Below are 17,490 nucleotides of genomic sequence, written 5' to 3'. Positions count from 1 at the left end.
CAACAAAAAGCCTCCGAACCTTGCCGGTTCGGAGGCTTTGTCGTTTCAAATAGCTGGTATCGTCAGGCTCGCTTAACGGCGCGAAGAATGATGAGGAGGATGACGGCGCCGATTGTCGCCGAAATAACAGCGCCCAGAATTCCTGCACCCAGCGATATGCCCAGACGCGGCAGGAGATATCCCGCTATGAATGCGCCGATAACGCCGATGATCAGATCGCCGATGAGGCCAAAGCCGCCCCCACTGACAAGCTGACTCGCCAGCCACCCAGCGATCAGTCCCACTAACAGGAAAATAAGAAGTGATTCTCCACCCATAGTCGTCTCTCCACATGCCGGTTGCGTTACGATGGTCCTGCAGACCGTGGATGCCGCTCTTCATGGGCGATCCGGGATCGGCCGTAGAATCATCACAAGGATTTTACGATGGGAAATCTGTTTTGGATAATAAAACTTGTATGGATGGCGATCAAACACCGCAATATATAGTGCATTGAGGCAATCTGGCGGGCAGCCAAGGCACTATCACCCGGAAATCATTGCGCTTCTTGCGGTCTCAGAAAAATTTGGGAAGAAGCGGAGAAACACGTGAAAAAGCTATGCCGGCTATGGTTTCCCACGACCGGCATAGTTTGCAGGCAATTCAAGAATTGCGGGCCAGGAAGATTACATTTTCTTGGCAGGGGCCTTCTTGGCAGCGGCCTTCTTGTGGGTCTTGTGCTTGTGGGTCTTCTTAACAACATGCTTCTTTGCAGTGTGCTTGGTGGCAGTTGTTGCTGCTGCGGCTGCCGGTGCGGCAGCAGTGGCTGCGTTGGCGCTGGAAGCTGTCAGAACCGGAGCCGAAACAGCGAGAGCAACAGCAAGGCCGAGAGCTGTGTAGAGGGACTTTTTCATAGGTCAGTTTCCTTTTGATATGGGCTCATGGGACACAGTCGATCAGTCATCAATCGGCTGCACACCGAGCAGTTTCAACGCTTGTGCGAACGTTCTGATGCCTTGTGCCTGCTTGTTGCTTGCACAAAACCTTGTTGCCCTGCGTTGAAGTGCTCTCGCCTTGGCTGCCCGTTTTGCCTCGGCGTGTTCGGTGATGGCTTGTTGAGTTTGCAGCTGAAGTTTGCCGCAAAGCTCGGAACGGGTCAGCGTTTCGTCGGCCATCGACAGGTCGACTGGCACAGCGGCATACAGCGCGCCGGTCAGAATGAGTGTCGATATGGTCAGGACGTTGCGCATAAAACCCTTTGGCGTTCGAGTGTTGTCCTGTTCAGTGATTGCGAACAGGTCCGGTGTGCCTGTTATCGGGCATGACTATTGCGCGCGTTTTTCCGCTCTGTAGTGTTTTGTTTCTGGATTGTTTCTGAAAGCGGGAAGCGGCGCTAAATCGCCGGGAAGTGATCAGGGGCGGCTGGTCAATGCGGATTTCGGCCTTTATCTTGTTGCCGGATAATCAAAGTTGGGCCTGACACGTTGAAAGATTCGCATGAAATCTGAGCCGCATATCCTGATTGTCGACGATGACGATGCCATTCGCGATCTGCTGCACGAGTTTTTGAAAAAGCGCGGCATGCGTGTCTCCGTCGCCAGGGACAGTGAAGAGATGCAGGCCATCTTTTCACGCACGCCCGTCGACCTGCTCATTCTCGATGTGATGCTGCCGGGCAAGAGCGGCATGGAGATTTGCCGGGATATCCGCATGCACTCACGCGTGCCGATCATCATGCTGACGGCCATCACGGAAACCACGGACCGCGTCGTCGGGCTGGAGATGGGGGCGGATGACTATGTGTCGAAACCGTTCGATCCACGCGAGCTGCTGGCACGGGTGAGGGCGGTTCTGCGCCGTCTGGACGGCCCGGGCCCGGACCGGCGGATCGAGCCGCAGGTTTACAAATTTGCCGGATGGACGATGGATTGTTCGCGCCGCCGGCTGGTCTCGCCCGACAATGTGCGGGTGGAACTGACCAGCGGTGAGTTCAATCTGCTGGAAACGCTGGTGAAGAGCGCGCAGCGCATGCTCAGCCGAGATCAGCTGCTGGAACTTGCCGGAAGCAATGTCGCTTACGGATATGACCGCAGCATCGATATCCTGATCAGCCGCCTGCGCCGCAAGATGGAAGACGATCCGCGGTCGCCGAAACTGATCCTGACCATTCGCGGCGGCGGTTATCAGTTCGTGCCGGAAGTCGTGGCGGAATGAAGCGGTTTCTGCCCCAGTCCCTGCCAAGCTGGATCCTGCTGATCCTGATTGCCGGACTGATCACCACGCAGATCGCGACGCTGTCCATCGTCTCGCGTGACCGCAGCGAAGGCAACAATATTCTTGAGCTGTTTCGCCTGAGCGAGCGTGCGTACACGCTGGTCAAGCTGCTCTACGCCGCGCCGCCGCCGGAGCGCACCCGGCTTGCCGGCGCCATGTCGAATGCGTCCAGCCCGCTCTATATGTCGGATGATCCGGCCGTGACATCGGCGATTGCATCCGATGACAATCTGGCCGAGCTTGAAGACGTGCTTGTCGCGCGGTTTTCAGCCTTTGGCGTGACGGATGCGCGGGTTCGCCGCGAATCGCCCAACGCCACACCGGAAACCGATACGGATTCCAGCACGCCCGGTGCGGATGTCGGCGTTGTCGAAAAGCAGCTGTCGGCGCTCGCGCAGGATTTCAGCAAGAGCGGCGGCCTGATCGCATCCATCGAATTCAGCGACGGCCAATGGCTGAACTTCGTGACGCCGGTTTCGCCCATCGATCCGATCCTCACCGTGCAGACCCTGCCATTGTTCGGCGCCGTCGCGGCCATTGTCATCATCTTGTCGATCTGGGCCATGCGCCGGCTGACGGCGCCGTATCGTGCATTGGAAAGCGCGGTCAAGCGCATCGGCGAGGATGTCAAAATTCCGCCTTTGCCGGAATTCGGCAGCACCGAGTACAAATCGGCGGCGCGGGCCGTCAATGCCATGCAGGCGCAACTGCGCGAATATGTGGCCGACCGTGAACAATTGGCGGCGGCACTCGCCCATGATTTGCGCACGCCGTTGACCCGCATCCGCCTGCGGCTCGAATTGCTGCGCAAATCCCAGCTGCGCCAGTCGCTGATGCAGGATCTCAACGATATCGAGGCGATTTCCCGTTCGGTCATCGACTTCGCCACCTATGAAGTGGTCGATGAAGAACAGGAAAAGATCGATTTCTGGTCTCTGGTCGACTCGATTGTCGATAATTATCCGCAAGTGACGTTTGAAAAGAAAGGCATCGGCGCGCGCAAGCTCATCTGCACCGGGCGGCCGATCGCCTTGCGCCGCTGTGTCACAAATCTGATCGACAATGCGGTGGCCTATGGCGAAAGAGCCGATGTCAGTCTGAAGCTGGCCGGCAATGAGATTGTCCTGGTTATCAAGGATCATGGTCCCGGTATTCCGCAGGCCAAGCTGGATGAGGTGTTCCAGCCATTCCGCCGGGTGGAGGGGTCGCGAAACCGGCAAACGGGCGGGTTTGGTCTTGGCTTGACCATCGCCCGCAACATTGCCCGGCGCAGCGGCGGCGATATCAAGCTTGAAAACGATCCGGAGGGCGGATTGCGGGCGGAGCTGACAATCCCTCTGGCATCCTGACGCCTATTCCCCGGTCAGCACAAAGGACTGGATATCGTCAAAGACGGCGTTCCAGTCCCGGTCACCGATTTCCATGAAACCGAAGAAGCGCAGCATGAAAATGCCTTCCGTGGCGATAAAGGCGATGCGCGCGCGGCGGCCCGCTTCGGTTGACAGGTCGAAATCCGCCATTCTGGTTTTGTACCAGGCGCGGGTGCTGGCAAGGTGCTCCGGTGTCTGGATCAGGGACGACATCAGGCTTGCCGCCTTGGCGTTGGAGCTTTCGTCGCCTTTGCGCGTGGCTTCCAGATGGGCGCGAATCGGCGAAACCGGGGTTCCCTGGGTGAGTTGCACGACTTCCGCATCATAGGCTTCACCCCAGCGTTCCAGCATCGCATCGATAAGGGCGCCCTTGGTGCCAAAGCAATATTGCACGCCGCCCTTGGTGATCCCGGCCGCTTTCGCCACCGCATCGATGGTGAGCGCCGCAGCGCCCACCTTGCTCACCACGGCTTCCGCCGCATCGAGAACCTTGCCCCGATCAATCGTGCGTTTCCGGCCCAAAACAGTCTTCCTCTTCCATTTCAATACGAACGTATTTATATATGCCACGATGCAGCGATACCCAATCAATGCATGACCGCAAATATAACGGGAGCGGCAAATGCTCCAATGGTGAAAAAATGCTACCCCAAAACCGCTGGCTGGTCCTTGCGATCGTCTCCAGCGCGCTGTTCCTCGTCGTCATCGACATGACAGTTCTCTACACGGCTCTGCCGCGTCTGACCCATGATCTTCATGCTTCGGCCTCGGCCAAGCTGTGGATCGTCAACGCCTATCCGCTGGTTGTCGCCGGCCTTCTGCCCGGTGCCGGCGCGCTTGGCGACCGGATCGGCAACAAGAAATTGTTTGCCGGCGGCCTCGTCGTGTTCGGCCTTGCCTCGCTGGCAGCCGCATTCTCCCCGACAAGCGGGGTGCTCATTGCTTCGCGCGCCTTGCTGGCCGTGGGTGCAGCCATGATGATGCCGGCCACGCTTTCCATCGTCCGGCAGACCTTTGCCGACGAGCAGGAGCGCGCCTTTGCCATTGGCATCTGGGCGGCGATTGCATCGGGCGGTGCAGCCGTCGGGCCCGTGCTGGGCGGTGTCCTGCTCGAATATTTTTGGTGGGGCTCGGTTTTCCTGATCAACGTCCCTATCGTCGTCGTGGCGCTGGCTTTCACACTGTGGATCATTCCCAACCGCGCGGGCGATACGACGCGCCCCTGGGATCTCGTCGCATCCGCGCAGATCATGGTCGGGCTTGTCGGCGTGACCTATGCGATCAAGGAATTCGGCAAGCAAACACCGGTTTACGCGGCGGCACTGGTTGCTGCGATGATCGGCATCGTCTTCCTGTGGCTGTTTGTCCGGCGGCAGGGACGCTCGGCGCAACCGATGATCGATTTCAGATTGTTCCGGAACCGGAGATTCTCGTCGGGTGTCGCGACCGCCTTCATCGCCTCTCTCACGCTCGTGGGCATGGAGCTGGTGCTGAGCCAGCGTTTCCAGCTGGTCATGGGCCTGTCGCCGCTCGAAGCAGGGCTTCTGATCCTGCCGGTGCCGCTCGCCGCCTTTGCGGCGGGTCCGCTGGCGGGCCTGGCGCTGCCGCGCCTTGGCTCGGAACCCATCATGTGGGTCAGCCTTACAGCGGCGGGGCTCGGCGTTGCCAGCCTGCTCTACGTCCATGACGCAAGGCCGCTCGTGCAGATCGCCAGCCTTGCCGTTCTCGGTTTTGGCTTCGGTGCGGCCATGACGGCGGCGTCGAGCGCCATCATGCTCAACACGCCGGAAGAAAGCGCCGGTACGGTGGCGTCGATTGAAGAAGTGTCCTACGAGCTCGGCGGCGCCATGGGTGTCGCCTTGCTCGGCAGTCTCATGTCGACGATCTACAGCATCAGCCTGACGCTGCCTGACAGCATGAATGCGCCGGTGATGGTCTATGACAGCCTCGATGAGGCGTTGATCTATGCGAAGGGGCTCGCACCGGACGTCGCACCCGCCTTGGTCGGCTTTGCCCGGGATGCCTTCGAAAGCGCGTTCACATCGGTCATTGTTGTGGCTTCCGCCACGCTGATCCTCACGGCAACGGCAATCAAGCTGGCAACACGGGCAGGCAGGAGCTGATTTGCAGCGTTATGGCTGGACCACGGCCCATGCCGACGCGGTGTCATAGAAGAAGCGTTCTTCGATGATGCGGTCACCCTGCCAGCGCTGCAGCGCGAGTTCTTCGAGACGCCGGGTCACGCCATCCCTGGATGTCGCGTCGAATATCCACTGAATGACGACGTTGTCGCCGTCGATCAGGACAGCGCGGGCCGGGTGCGTATACATCCGGTCCAGCCGGTCGAGCGCGTTCTGTTCGTGGTTTTCAAGCAGCTCGCGGCCGCGGCGCGGTTCCTTGCCGGGCTCCTGCATGGAGGCATTTTCATGATAGAAATCGGTGATTGCTTTCACATGATCACCGCTGACGACAGTTGCAACAAAAGCATCGACGCGGCTGCGTTCCGGCATGGGGCTGTTCCTTCGATTGGATGATTTTTGCGGTGGCCGGCCCATGATACAGGTCCGGCTCCGCATAAACAAAGCTTGATTCAGATGATCGCGTGCGACAAGCCGCCATCCACCGGTATTGCCGCCCCGGTGACGTATGAAGCCTTTTCGCTGGCGAGAAAGGCAGCCATGGCGCCGAACTCATCCGCCGTTCCGTAGCGACCGACAGGCACGCCCGCCTGGCTCTCTGCGGCAATGACGGCGACGTCAACACCCCGTGCTTCGGCATCCATGCGATCCAGCATGTCGGTGCGTGCCGTGGCGAGGCGTCCCGCGAGCAGCAGATTGACCGTTATCCCATCGGCAGCGACTTCTCCGGCAAGGCTCTTTGCCCAGCCGGCAACGGCAGCGCGCAACGCGTTGGACGCGGTCAGGCCGGCAATCGGCTCCCGGACGCTCGTCGACGACACCACGAGGATGCGGCCCCATTGCCGCTCGCGCATCCCCGGCAGAAAATGCGCGGCGATACGCACGCCGGACAGGAACATGGCTTCGAACTGGGTGCGCCATTGGACAATATTCAGCGAAGCCGCCGGAAACGGCGGCGGCCCGCCGCCATTCAGCAGCAGGATATCGATGCCGCCCATCGCCTCATCAACACGGTCAAGCATGGCGGCCAAAGCCACCGGATCGGCAAGATCGGCGTTGAGGGCGAAGGAGCGGGGCGAATGCACGCGCAGCGCACTGGCCGTGGCGTTCAACGCCGCATCGTCCCGTCCGGCAATGGCAACAACCGCGCCGTTTTCGGCCAGGGCGCTGGCGACGCCGCGACCAAGCCCCTTATTGCCGCCGAGCACAAGAGCCCGTTTTCCTTCCAGTCCAAGGTTCATGGTAGAGATCTCACTTTTTCAATGGGCTAGCGGACATGGATGATGGCATCCACTTCGACCGGGACATTCAGGGGCAGGCCCGCCATGCCGATCGCCGCGCGGGCATGTCTGCCCCTGTCACCCAGCACTTTGAGCAACAGTTCGGATGCGCCATTGCCGACCGTTGAATAATCGCTGAACCCGGCGACGGCGTTCACGTAAACCGTGATCCTGGCTACCTGGACAACTCGGCTCAGATCGCCGTCCAATTCCCGGCTCAGCCAGAACAGGATGTTGGCAACGCACATCGCAGCCGCCTGTTTCGCCTCTTCGAGGCTGATCGTTTCGCCGACTTTGCCCGTGTAGGCGATGTCTTCTCCCGCCTCGGGTATCTGGCCGGAGATATAGACGACATTGTCGACGCGGATAGACGGTGCGAACGGAAAGTCGGCTGGTGCGATTTCCGGCCAGGTCAGGCCGGTCTGTTCAAAACGGTCACGGAAACTCGTCAAGGCAATCTCCTTATGCTGGGGAGCATTCCTTGCCATGCTTGGTAGAGATAATGTATCTTGATATTGCTTATATCGATATAAGGTTTCTTGATGGACATGAATCTTGATCCGCACCTGTTGCGAGCGCTGCTCGTGGTTGCCGAAACGGGTACCGTCAGCGGTGCGGCGGAGAAACTGGCGCGCACGCAGGCGGCGGTCAGCATGCAGCTCAAGCGGCTGGAGGCGGATCTCGGCACGCAGCTTCTCAAGCGTTCGTCACGCGGTGTGTCGCTGACCGATTCTGGCGAAATTCTCGTCGCTTACGCCCGCAAGCTCATTGCGCTTGGCGAAGATGCGCGTCAACAGATCGAGGGACGCCAGCTGGTCGGGCGGGTGAGGCTCGGGCTGATTGAAGACCTTGTCGTTACACGGTTGCCCATTCTGCTGGCGGAATTTCGCAAGAGATTTCCGCAGGTGGAACTTGATCTCGTCACGGCGCACAGCGGAGAGCTCAGCCAAAGTCTCCAGTCGGGCAAGCTGGATATTGTTGTTGCCGATCCATCGCGCTTTTCGTTTGCGCCGTTTTTTCACTGGTCGCGGCAACTGGTCTGGAGCGGCAGCCGTTTGATCGATGTCGGTGAGGGCGATCCCATCCCCCTCATCGTCTTCGAAGGTTCCTGCACCTGGCAGGACAAGACAACAGTGGCGTTCGCCAGCGCCGGGGTCGCATGGTCCGTGGCGTGCCGGGTCTCGAGCTACGGTGCTCTCATCGGCGCCTTGCGTGCCGGACTTGGCTATAGTCTCATGCTGCCGGAAAGCCTGCCGTCCGACTGCGAAACCATTGACGGCGGCCGCAACCTGCCGGAGGCGCCAAGTGCCGATTTCGGACTGTTTGTCGGCAAGGACCCATCCAAGATCGTGCGGGAACTCGGATTGTTTCTGCGGGAAAAGCTCGTGTCCTGACTCCCGCAGTCAGGACACTCCCGTCTTGGGATATGTTATTTCGCGGCCGGCTTGAGCGAACCGATGATTGCCAGGAGTTCGGGGGCGTGTTTTTCCTGTGTGCCCTTGGAACCCCAATAGGTGATGACAAGGAGCTTGTCCGGTGTGGGCGCGGCAAATGACAATCCGATGTTCACGGCGCCTTCCTTGTCCGTGCCGCTCCAGTCCAGATTGGTCATGTCCATTCCGTTGATCTGGTCCGTTGAGGTCTTCTTGGTGGAGTCATCGATCTTCACGCCGTTTTCCGTCAGAAAATCGATGGCGTCACTGATCACCTTGTCGGATGTTTTGGCATCGGCCACATCGACGGAGAGATAGATGGCCGAATCATCGGATGTGGCGTCGATCCCACCTTCGGTTTCCTTGGGTCCCCAGCTATTCGGGATGGTGATCGACGCAACCGGCGCCTCGCTCGGAAAGGTGAGGGTCGCGGCGGGCGCTGCAGCAGGCGCCAGTGCGATCATCGTCGCCAGCAAAATTTTCTTCATATGAATTCCCCTTGGGTTGTAACGCAGAGCATCACGAATTGCGGACTATTCCCAATTCGCGTTTTTTCTTTCAGGTTTTCTGGGTATATCAGAAGTATATCTGACAACTATTGCACATTTATGAACAATAACAATAGTAATTCCTGGTAATTTTCACCAACAACAAAATTTTTTATTTCTGCTCGTGTTAAATATCACCCCTGAGATTGAGTATTGACCTTCAGAAGGAGTGACGCGTTCAAAACATCTTTCGATAAACTACAAAGCCGGAATGATCCGCCACTTTGTTGTAGAGTTCCATGGCGGTGTGATTGGTCTCGTGGGTGAGCCAATAAACGCGAGGGGACCCTGCAAGCTGCGCCCGTTCGTAAACGCCGTTGATCAGGGCTCTGCCGACGCCTTTTCCCCGTGCCGCCTCGTTGGTGAACAGGTCTTGCAGATAGCAGTTTGGTGCAATCGAAATGGTGCTGCGGTGGAAGATGTAGTGCGTCAGCCCCAGGAGCTGTCCGCCGCTCTCCGCAACAAGGGCATTGACCGGCTCATAGGCATCGAAGAATCGTTCCCAGGTTGTGCGGGTGATGTCCGCCGCCAGCGCTGTCGGGCCCGACCGTCCGTAAAACGCATTGTAACCATCCCAAAGTGGCAGCCACTGGTCATAATCCTGACGGGTGACGGGGCGAACGAGAAGATCGTTGGTCATGTGTTCATCCTGCATTCTCGGGGAAAGCGTGGGGGCGGGCGGCCGGAAAGAAGCTAAAACACGAAACGGCCCGGGGACAATGGGTATTTCAGATATTTTTGGTGTTGCCGGCGCGCGGGGCAGGCGCGCGTGCCGGCGATGGTTTTATTGATCTTGTGCCAGAACAGCCGGCTCTCGCCCTCATATATTCTGACGCCGCTTGATCGTCATCAGGCGTTCGTAGAGTTTCAGACGTTTTGGCCGCCTTCTGCGGATCGACAGGAGGGAGCCGGACAGGAGAGCCGGCTGCAGGCAGACAGAATTGAGATGGATGAGCTTTTCACCGCGAATCGTCCAGGTGTGGAGAAAGGGCACCGTCGCATCGCCTTCATGCATCTTGAGATGAACGAGTGCGTGTACTTCGTCATCCTGGCAATTCAGGGTTTCATAGACGACGGATGTCGGTTCGAGATAGAGCGAATACTGGCGCACGCACGTGCTCAGATAGTGTTCCGGGCCGGTGTAAACGCCGCCCCATGGCACGCTGTCGCCGATGCGGGCCACGAAATCACTGTCAAGCAAGGGGGCCATTGATTGCGGCCCGTCGCTGCGTGTTTTTTCGTAGACGAGCCGGATCAGGGCTCTGTTCTTGTCCTTGATGTTTCCGTTCATTTTTTGTTTTGGTCCCCACGGCGCCGCTTATTGACGGTTCCGGCCCAATCTTACTGCGGTCTGATCGACGGGTATAGGCCCACGCCTGTCCCTGTCGGGCGCTTGTGCGGCCGATTGGCGATTGGCAGACGTGAATGGTTGAGCTGATGGTGAGCGCGCGGGGGTTCGAACCCCGGACCTACTGATTAAAAGTCAGTTGCTCTACCGGCTGAGCTACGCGCTCCCAGGCAGGAAAGGCGCTTGCGCTACCCCTTGGGAATTGCGGCGGAACATAGGGATGACATCGGCATTGGTCAACAGCTATTGTGCACAGTTTTTGCAAGATTAAGCCCTGTTTTTGCCCTGTCCACGGTTTTTCCGGGCATTGGAGGCATTTTACGCGGGATTGGCGCTGCCGCTGGCGACAATCACAGCGCATCCGTGTGCCGAACTGGCGAAAAGGTGATTGGAATTTGTGGGGGATTCGGCCTATGGCAGCTTCCATCAGAATTGAAATGCCAAACGAGGAGCGCATATGGCGCTTGATGTATCCTATCTGACCGCTGCCGGTGCCGGTGCGCTGTCGTTCTTGTCTCCCTGTGTGTTGCCGCTGGTGCCGCCTTATCTCTGCTACATGGCCGGCGTGACCGTGGAGGATTTCCGTTCCGATCAGCCCGCTGCCCGCGTTTCACCAGTGCGGCAGGCGCTGTTGCTTTCATCCTTCTGCTTCGTTCTCGGGTTTTCGACTGTTTTCGTGCTGCTGGGGGCGGGCGCCTCGACGATCGGCGGGCTGCTGCGCATGTGGCAGCAGGAGATCGCGATTGCCGCCGGTGTCGTCATCATCCTGATGGGGCTGAATTTCCTCGGTGTGTTCCGCCTTGCCTTCCTGTCGCGTGAAGCGCGGTTCCAGACCAAGGGCAAGCCGGCAAACCCGCTGGCTGCCTATGTCATGGGACTGGCCTTCGCCTTCGGCTGGACGCCCTGCATCGGGCCGGTTCTCGGGCCGATCCTTGCCCTTGCGGGCGGCCGCGATACGGTTTCCGACGGGGCACTGCTGCTTGCCATCTATTCGCTGGGTCTCGGCATTCCCTTTATCATCGCCGCCCTGTTTTCCGGTTACTTCATGCGGTTCCTCACGCGCTTCCGCATGCATCTCGGCAAGGTGGAAAAGGTGATGGGCGGGCTGCTGGTCATCACCGGCGTGTTGTTCCTGACCGGCGGATTGCAGACATTCTCTTTCTGGCTGCTTGAAACATTTCCCATCCTCGGCCAACTCGGCTAAAGAAGCGGAACTTGTTCATGCATTGGCAACCGGGATTATGCCACGATCGGGCGTAAAACTGTGTCGAGCCAAAACGGATCCGGAATTCTGACAATGACATCACGTACCTGCCTCTCGGTCATTCTTGCCGCCGGTGAGGGCACGCGCATGAAATCAGCGCTGCCGAAAGTGCTTCATCCGATTGCCGGGCTGCCCATCGTAGCGCATGTGGCAAAGGCGGTTCACAGCGCCGGGGGCAGCGATATCGCCCTGGTTGTCGGCCGTGGTGCCGATGCGGTGCGTGACGCGGTGCAATCGGTGGTTTCCCATGTCACGGTGCACGAACAGACTGAACGGCTCGGCACCGCCCACGCGGTTCTCGCTGCCCGCGATGCAATCGCACGCGGCTATGACGATATCCTTGTGGTGTTCGGCGATACGCCGCTCATTGAAACTGCGGCCTTGGATCGGGCACGCGCCAAATTGGCGGGGGGCGCCGATGTGGTCGTCATGGGCTTCCGGCCGGACAACCCGGCGGGGTATGGCCGTCTGGTCGAAAAGGGCGGCAAGCTGATCGCCATCCGCGAAGACAAGGATGCCAGCGAAGACGAGAAAAAAATCGGTTTCTGCAATGGCGGCCTGATGGCCTTGCGCGGTGACAGTGCCCTGCAGCTCCTGGACAAGGTCACCAATGCCAACGCCAAGGGCGAATATTATCTGACGGATGTGGTTGAAATCGGCAATGCACTGGGAAAATCCGTCGTTGCCATCGATATTGCCGTCGACAATGTCATCGGCATCAACACCCGCGTCGAACTGGCGGAAGCCGAAGCCATCTGGCAGAACCGCAAACGGCGGGCAATGATGCTCGCTGGCGTCAGCATGCAGGCGCCGGAGACCGTGTTTTTTGCGCATGACACGTTGATTGAAGCGGATGCGGTGCTGGAACCGCATATTGTATTCGGTCTGGGGGTGTCGGTTGCGACCGGCGCCGTCATTCACGCCTTTTCCCATCTGGAACGGGCGAAGGTGGGGCCGGGCGCCAATGTCGGCCCGTTCGCCCGGCTGCGCCCGGGCGCCGATCTTGCTGCCAATGCCAAGGTCGGAAATTTCGTCGAGGTCAAGAACACCAGGATCGGCGTTGGTGCCAAGGTCAGCCATTTGACCTATCTCGGCGATGCCACAATCGGTGCCGATGCCAATATTGGTGCCGGAACGATCACCTGCAATTACGACGGCTACAACAAGGCTTTGACGGAGATCGGGGTCGGTGCTTTTATCGGCTCCAACACGTCGCTGGTCGCGCCGGTGTCGGTGGGCGACAATGCCTATGTCGCTTCGGGCAGCGTGATTACCCAGAATGTCCCGGCGGATGCGCTGGCGTTTGGCCGGGCGCATCAGGTCAACAAGGAAGGCCGGGCGGTTCAACTGCGCGCAGGTTATGCCGCGCAGAAAAAGGCCAAGAAGGCCGCGGAATAACGCATTGGCAGTTCATGCCAGACATTGAAACGGAATTTGACTTCCTGCCTGTACGGATTCCCTTTAGGCAGGTTGAAATCGAGACCCTGAGCCATCGGAGCTTTTTATGTGCGGTATTGTCGGAATTATCGGACGCGAACAGGTTGCGCCTTTGCTGGTGGACGCGTTGAAACGCTTGGAATATCGCGGTTATGATTCCGCCGGTGTTGCAACGCTGGACGAGGGTGTCCTCGATCGGCGGCGCGCCGAAGGCAAGCTCGTCAATCTCGATACGCTGCTGAAGGATCAGCCACTTTCCGGCACCATCGGCATCGGCCACACCCGCTGGGCCACGCATGGCGCCCCGACAGTGCGCAATGCGCACCCGCATACCACGCCGCGTCTTGCGGTCATTCACAACGGCATCATCGAGAATTTTGCCGAACTGCGCAGCATGCTGGAAAAAGACGGCTACGTCTTCGAGACCGAAACCGATACGGAAACCGTGGCGCACCTGGTGACACGTGCGCTGGATCGCGGTCTTGCGCCCGTTGAAGCCGTTCGCCAGACCTTGCCGCAACTGCGCGGTGCCTTTGCCATTGCCATCATGTTCAAGGGCGAAGACGACCTGCTGATCGCGGCGCGCAACGGTCCGCCGCTTGCGGTCGGTTACGGCGATGGCGAGATGTATCTGGGCTCGGACGCCATTGCGCTTGCCCCGTTCACCGACCGCCTGTCCTATCTGGAAGATGGCGATTGGGCCGTGCTGACGCGCAAGGGCGTGGTGATCTATGACGAGGCCGGTGCAACCGTGCAGCGCCGCATCGAAAAATCAGCCGGTACGGCGTTCCTCGTCAGCAAAGGCAATCACCGGCATTTCATGGAAAAGGAAATCCATGAACAGCCCGAAGTCATCTCCCATACACTGGCCAATTATCTCGATTTTTCCAAGGGCATTGTCCGCAGCGATGCGGCGCCCGTCGATTTTGCCAGGGTCGACCGGATTGCAGCCTCCGCCTGCGGAACGGCCTATTATGCCGGACTGATCGGCAAATACTGGTTCGAGCAGATCGCGCGGCTTCCCGTCGATATCGATGTGGCTTCGGAATTCCGCTATCGTGAAATGCCCTTGTCCAAGGACAGTCTTGCGCTGTTTGTCTCCCAATCCGGCGAAACCGCCGATACGCTGGCATCGCTGCGCTACTGCAAGCAGCAGGGATTGACCATCAGTTCTGTGGTCAATGTGCGGGAATCGACCATGGCGCGCGAGTCGGACACCATCTTCCCGACCTTGGCCGGTCCGGAAGTCGGCGTTGCCTCCACCAAGGCGTTCACCTGCCAGTTGTCAGTGCTCGCGTCACTTGCGGTTATTGCCGGCAGGATGCGCGGGACTATTTCGGAAGAAGACGAGCGCCGTCTGGTGCATGAACTGTCAGAAATTCCGCGCTATGCAACACAGGCCCTGAAACTCGAGCAGCAGATGGAGGCGATCAGCCGCGATCTCTCGCAGGTGAAGCATGCGCTTTATCTCGGCCGTGGCACGAGTTTCCCGCTGGCGCTGGAAGGCGCGCTGAAGCTGAAGGAAATTTCCTACATTCATGCGGAGGGGTATGCGGCGGGCGAGTTGAAACATGGTCCGATCGCGCTGATCGATGAATCCATGCCGGTCATCGTCATTGCCCCCTATGATCACTGGTTTGAAAAGACCGTATCGAACATGCAGGAAGTGGCGGCGCGCGGCGGCAAGATCATTCTGATCACCGATGAGCGCGGCGCGGCGGCAAGCACGCTGAAAACCATGCACACGGTCATTCTGCCGGATATGCCCGAAATCATCACGCCGATCATTTACGCGCTGCCGATCCAGATGCTGGCCTACTACACGGCGGTGTTCATGGGAACGGACGTGGATCAGCCGCGCAATCTGGCAAAATCGGTCACGGTCGAATGATTCATCCGGCGCGAAGCAGCCGGACGGCTTCATCGCGCTCGAAGAGATAGAGCAGGACGCGCAAGGCTTCGCCTCGCGCGCTCTGCAGCTCCGGATCGCGCCCGAGAATATAGCGCGCATCCTTTCTGGCGATTTCGAGAAGCTCCTGATGCGCCTCGATGCTGGCGAGGCGAAAGCCCGGCGTGCCGGATTGGCGGGTGCCCAGCAATTCGCCTTCACCGCGCAGCTTCAGGTCTTCCTCGGCAATGCGGAAGCCGTCTTCCGTCTCGCGCATGATTTCCAGGCGCGCCCGGGCCACTTCGCCGAGCGGGCCCTTATAGAGCAGCAGGCAGGTCGATGGCTTGTCGCCGCGCCCGACACGCCCGCGCAGCTGATGCAGCTGGGCAAGACCGAACCGCTCGGCATGTTCGATCACGATGATCGTTGCATCGGGCACATCCACACCGACTTCGATGACCGTGGTTGCAATCAGCAGGCGTGTCTCGCCATTCTTGAAGGCCAGCATGGCGGCGTCTTTTTCCGGCCCGGTCATGCGGCCATGGACAAGGCCGATCTGATTGCCCAGCAAGGGCTGCAGCGACTGGAAACGCTCTTCGGCTGAAACCAGGTCGACCAGCTCCGATTCCTCGACCAGCGGGCAGATCCAGTAGATTTTCTGGCCGTCGGCGATGGCGCGGCGCATGCGGTCCACCAGTTCGCTCAAGCGCTCCATCGGCAGGATGGCGGTGGTGATCGGCCGGCGCCCGGCGGGTTTCTCCGTCAGTTTCGACACATCCATATCGCCGAAAGCGGTCAGAACCAGCGTGCGCGGAATGGGCGTCGCTGTCATGACCAGCATATCCGGTGCAGAACCCTTGGACTGAAGCAGCAGCCGTTGGTGCACGCCGAACCGATGTTGTTCATCAATGATTACAAAGACAAGGTCGTGGTAGTTCACCTTTTCCTGAAAGAGCGCATGCGTCCCGATGACGATGTGGATAGCGCCAGAACGCAGGCCGTCAAGAATGTCTTCGCGCTCGCGGCCTTTTTCCCGGCCAGTCAGCAGGGCTGTCCGCAGGCCCGCCTTGGCCGCAAGTGGCGCAATGGTGGCATAGTGCTGCCGGGCCAGAACTTCCGTGGGCACCATCAGCGCGGATTGTCCGCCGGATTCGGCGGCATGCGCCATGGCCAGCAGGCCGACGATGGTTTTGCCAGACCCCACGTCACCCTGCAGCAGTCTGAGCATCCGTTCCGGCTGGCGCAGGTCAGCGATGATTTCCTTGATCGCCTGCTGCTGGCTGCCGGTCAGATCATAGGGCAAAGCCGCGATGACCCTGGCTTTCAGGCTGCCGTCGCCCTCCAGCTTGCGGCCGGACAGCCGGCGGGTTTTCAGGCGCACAAGCGCGAGAGCCAGCTGACCGGCGAGAAACTCGTCATAGGCAAGCCGCTGGCGCGCGGGATGATCCAGTGCGATATCGGAAGGGTCCTGCGGGCGATGAATCGTTTCAAGCGCCTGCCGATGCGCGGGAAATTCATGTTTTGCCAGCACGGGCGCTTCGATCCACTCGGGCATTTCCGGTGTGCGTGCCAGCGCTTCGTGTATGCCGCGTGCCAGGACCTTGGGCGACAGGCCGGCCGTCAGAGGATAAACCGGTTCGACCAGCGGCAGCGACGCTGCATCGGCAATGCTGGCGATATGGTCGGGGTGAACCATGGTCGGACGGCCGTTGAACCATTCCATGCGGCCGGAGACGATGACGGTTTCACCCACGGGCAGAGCGTTTTCGAGCCATGCCTTTTTGGCGTGAAAGAAGACAAGCCCTATTTCTCCCGTGTCATCATGGGCAAAAACCCGGTGCGGCACGTTGCTTCGCCCGCTTGGTGCCGGCTGATGGCGGTCGACACGCAGTTCCAGCGTGACGATGGCGCCTTCCGGTGCATGGGCGATACCGGGACGATTGCGCCGGTCGATGACACTGTTGGGCGGCAGGTAGACCAGATTGCCGACGCGGGGTTCGGTTCCGGGTGGCTGCGTTCCCAGCAGCGTGGCAAGCAGGCCCGTCACCTTCGGCCCGATGCCGGGCAGCGAGCGAACGGAAGCAAAAAGGGGATCGAGCAGTGAAGGACGCATTCCCTAGGTTTAACGTCTTCAAAGCGTGTTGCAAGGCTGACAGCGGCGTCAATGCGCGCTATACCCAGCCGCAATCCTTTGGCTTCCCGCCCATCGAAGCCTTTTCACGATATTTCAAGGGAGACTGTCCATGACCGGAAGCAGTCGTTCAACAGTTGATCTGCCGCCAAGACAGCGCAAAATCCTCTTCCGTTCCTGGCATCGCGGCATGCGCGAGATGGATCTGATTCTCGGGCAGTTTGCCGATGCGCACATCGAAAGCCTGACGGAGGCGGAACTCGATCAGTATGAAGCACTGATGGAAGCGCTCGACCGCGACCTGCTGAAATGGGTCACCGGGGAAGCTGACGTGCCCGAAGAATTCAATACGCCGATCTTTCACAGGATTCTGGCTTCCCGCAACGCTATGAAATTCTGA

At 59.4% G+C, this 17,490-nt stretch carries 19 protein-coding genes and 1 tRNA gene; 8 read left to right on the top strand and 12 right to left on the bottom strand.

Annotated features, from left to right (window positions below):
• Positions 1-62 precede the first annotated feature (62 nt).
• The 3 genes from RDL77_RS01640 to RDL77_RS01630 form a co-directional block, all read right to left on the bottom strand.
• Positions 63-317, bottom strand: a complete 255-nt coding sequence (locus tag RDL77_RS01640) for a GlsB/YeaQ/YmgE family stress response membrane protein (RefSeq protein WP_105732726.1) — start codon at positions 315-317, stop codon at positions 63-65.
• A 348-nt stretch (positions 318-665) separates the two neighbouring features.
• A complete protein-coding gene (locus tag RDL77_RS01635) occupies positions 666-893 on the bottom strand; it encodes a hypothetical protein (RefSeq protein WP_223613297.1) in 228 nt (75 codons plus the stop codon).
• A gap of 42 nt (positions 894-935) precedes the next feature.
• Complete coding sequence (locus tag RDL77_RS01630; protein ID WP_223613298.1) at positions 936-1,229, bottom strand: hypothetical protein; 294 nt, start codon at positions 1,227-1,229, stop codon at positions 936-938.
• 247 nt (positions 1,230-1,476) lie between these two features.
• On the opposite strand from RDL77_RS01630, the gene RDL77_RS01625 reads away from it, so the two are divergent.
• Positions 1,477-2,193 carry a response regulator gene (locus RDL77_RS01625; protein WP_105732728.1) on the top strand — a complete coding sequence of 239 codons (717 nt, stop codon included), beginning with the start codon at positions 1,477-1,479 and terminating at the stop codon, positions 2,191-2,193.
• A complete protein-coding gene (locus RDL77_RS01620; protein ID WP_288191573.1) occupies positions 2,190-3,602 on the top strand; it encodes a HAMP domain-containing sensor histidine kinase in 1,413 nt (470 codons plus the stop codon). The genes RDL77_RS01625 and RDL77_RS01620 overlap by 4 nt, the downstream gene beginning before the upstream one ends.
• A gap of 3 nt (positions 3,603-3,605) precedes the next feature.
• On the opposite strand, the gene RDL77_RS01615 is transcribed toward RDL77_RS01620, so the two are convergent.
• Entirely contained in the window at positions 3,606-4,145 is a 540-nt protein-coding gene (locus RDL77_RS01615; protein WP_288191571.1) for a TetR/AcrR family transcriptional regulator, read from the bottom strand.
• Between the two features lie 119 nt (positions 4,146-4,264).
• Between RDL77_RS01615 and RDL77_RS01610 the strand changes: the two genes are divergently transcribed.
• Complete coding sequence (locus RDL77_RS01610; RefSeq protein WP_288191570.1) at positions 4,265-5,746, top strand: MFS transporter; 1,482 nt, start codon at positions 4,265-4,267, stop codon at positions 5,744-5,746.
• A gap of 9 nt (positions 5,747-5,755) precedes the next feature.
• On the opposite strand, the gene RDL77_RS01605 is transcribed toward RDL77_RS01610, so the two are convergent.
• From RDL77_RS01605 to RDL77_RS01595, 3 genes are all read right to left on the bottom strand, one after another.
• The gene (locus RDL77_RS01605; RefSeq protein WP_223613302.1) at positions 5,756-6,133 is read right to left on the bottom strand and encodes a nuclear transport factor 2 family protein; all 378 of its coding nucleotides are present in this window, start codon (positions 6,131-6,133) and stop codon (positions 5,756-5,758) included.
• Positions 6,134-6,213: 80 nt separating this feature from the next.
• Positions 6,214-7,002 carry an SDR family oxidoreductase gene (locus RDL77_RS01600; protein ID WP_288191569.1) on the bottom strand — a complete coding sequence of 263 codons (789 nt, stop codon included), beginning with the start codon at positions 7,000-7,002 and terminating at the stop codon, positions 6,214-6,216.
• A 26-nt stretch (positions 7,003-7,028) separates the two neighbouring features.
• Positions 7,029-7,493, bottom strand: coding sequence for a RidA family protein (locus RDL77_RS01595; RefSeq protein ID WP_288191568.1), 465 nt, complete (start codon positions 7,491-7,493; stop codon positions 7,029-7,031).
• A 90-nt stretch (positions 7,494-7,583) separates the two neighbouring features.
• On the opposite strand from RDL77_RS01595, the gene RDL77_RS01590 reads away from it, so the two are divergent.
• Positions 7,584-8,435, top strand: coding sequence for a LysR family transcriptional regulator (locus RDL77_RS01590; RefSeq protein WP_288191566.1), 852 nt, complete (start codon positions 7,584-7,586; stop codon positions 8,433-8,435).
• Between the two features lie 35 nt (positions 8,436-8,470).
• On the opposite strand, the gene RDL77_RS01585 is transcribed toward RDL77_RS01590, so the two are convergent.
• From RDL77_RS01585 to RDL77_RS01570, 4 genes are all read right to left on the bottom strand, one after another.
• Positions 8,471-8,962: a histidine kinase gene (locus tag RDL77_RS01585; protein ID WP_223613306.1), complete on the bottom strand. Its 492-nt coding sequence runs from the start codon at positions 8,960-8,962 to the stop codon at positions 8,471-8,473.
• Between the two features lie 238 nt (positions 8,963-9,200).
• Complete coding sequence (locus RDL77_RS01580; protein ID WP_223613307.1) at positions 9,201-9,662, bottom strand: GNAT family N-acetyltransferase; 462 nt, start codon at positions 9,660-9,662, stop codon at positions 9,201-9,203.
• A 180-nt stretch (positions 9,663-9,842) separates the two neighbouring features.
• Positions 9,843-10,313: a hypothetical protein gene (locus RDL77_RS01575; protein ID WP_223613308.1), complete on the bottom strand. Its 471-nt coding sequence runs from the start codon at positions 10,311-10,313 to the stop codon at positions 9,843-9,845.
• Positions 10,314-10,460: 147 nt separating this feature from the next.
• Positions 10,461-10,536: transfer RNA gene (locus RDL77_RS01570), tRNA-Lys, on the bottom strand.
• Between the two features lie 291 nt (positions 10,537-10,827).
• Here RDL77_RS01570 and RDL77_RS01565 point away from each other — a divergent pair.
• From RDL77_RS01565 to glmS, 3 genes are all read left to right on the top strand, one after another.
• Entirely contained in the window at positions 10,828-11,574 is a 747-nt protein-coding gene (locus RDL77_RS01565; protein WP_105732738.1) for a cytochrome c biogenesis CcdA family protein, read from the top strand.
• Positions 11,575-11,667: 93 nt separating this feature from the next.
• Entirely contained in the window at positions 11,668-13,032 is a 1,365-nt protein-coding gene (gene glmU, locus RDL77_RS01560) for a bifunctional UDP-N-acetylglucosamine diphosphorylase/glucosamine-1-phosphate N-acetyltransferase GlmU (protein ID WP_288191565.1), read from the top strand.
• Positions 13,033-13,138: 106 nt separating this feature from the next.
• Entirely contained in the window at positions 13,139-14,962 is a 1,824-nt protein-coding gene (gene glmS / locus RDL77_RS01555) for a glutamine--fructose-6-phosphate transaminase (isomerizing) (protein WP_288191563.1), read from the top strand.
• 1 nt (position 14,963) lies between these two features.
• On the opposite strand, the gene recG is transcribed toward glmS, so the two are convergent.
• Positions 14,964-17,072: an ATP-dependent DNA helicase RecG gene (gene recG, locus RDL77_RS01550; protein WP_288191562.1), complete on the bottom strand. Its 2,109-nt coding sequence runs from the start codon at positions 17,070-17,072 to the stop codon at positions 14,964-14,966.
• Positions 17,073-17,202: 130 nt separating this feature from the next.
• On the opposite strand from recG, the gene RDL77_RS01545 reads away from it, so the two are divergent.
• Positions 17,203-17,490 carry a succinate dehydrogenase assembly factor 2 gene (locus tag RDL77_RS01545; RefSeq protein ID WP_288191560.1) on the top strand — a complete coding sequence of 96 codons (288 nt, stop codon included), beginning with the start codon at positions 17,203-17,205 and terminating at the stop codon, positions 17,488-17,490.

Source organism: uncultured Phyllobacterium sp., from assembly GCF_902479695.1.
GTDB classification, from domain to species: domain Bacteria; phylum Pseudomonadota; class Alphaproteobacteria; order Rhizobiales; family Rhizobiaceae; genus Phyllobacterium; species Phyllobacterium calauticae.
Note: the sequence above shows the minus strand (reverse complement) of the source record. Positions and strands in the feature narration are given on the sequence as shown.